Raw genomic sequence first — 586 nt, forward strand, 5'->3', positions numbered from 1 at the left:
AAGCTATTGGCGGTTTAATCAATGGTATGGAGGATATGCGAGGACCTTTAGAAGAGAAAGCAAAGGAGTTAGCAAACCTAGTCAATAGCACGATGGGGATACAGGTCGCTACATCATCGTCACTCACACAAGTCCCACAAGCTGCTAGACAGATAAAGAATGCCGCCGATGCAATTAGTTCTAATAGTACAACGTTTACTGTGAAAAACGTTGTAGAAACTCCAAAGCTAGAAGAAAAGCTTGATAAATTATTAACATCTTTTGATAAGGCAGCAAGTAAGAGTAACGAACCTTCAGTGGTCATGTATCAAACCAATAACAGTCCACAACCATTATTGCCATCTGAAACAGCTCGATTAAACCGTCAAGCGCTTGAGCAAATGGCTTTTAGAATGAGGTGATAACTTGCGAATTAAAGAAATGGTCTGTACAAATACAAACGGTGACAGCATAGTGATTTCGAAGAGTAGCCATTTTCAGCCGATTGAAGATTTTGACACAACTTCATTGAAAGTGAATAACACGTATGTAACCAACAATGGCATGCAGGGAGCTAGACCGGTTGCATCTCGTTTAGAGCCGAGGG

General features: G+C 41.0%; 1 protein-coding gene. It reads left to right on the top strand.

All coding sequences use genetic code 11. From position 1 onward, the window contains the following. The coding region (locus BAMA_RS24805; protein ID WP_034644440.1) for a hypothetical protein at positions 1–401 on the top strand (401 nt) is incomplete at its 5' end. Between the last annotated feature and the right edge of the window lie 185 nt (positions 402–586).

This window comes from Bacillus manliponensis (assembly GCF_000712595.1).
Lineage (GTDB): Bacteria > Bacillota > Bacilli > Bacillales > Bacillaceae_G > Bacillus_A > Bacillus_A manliponensis.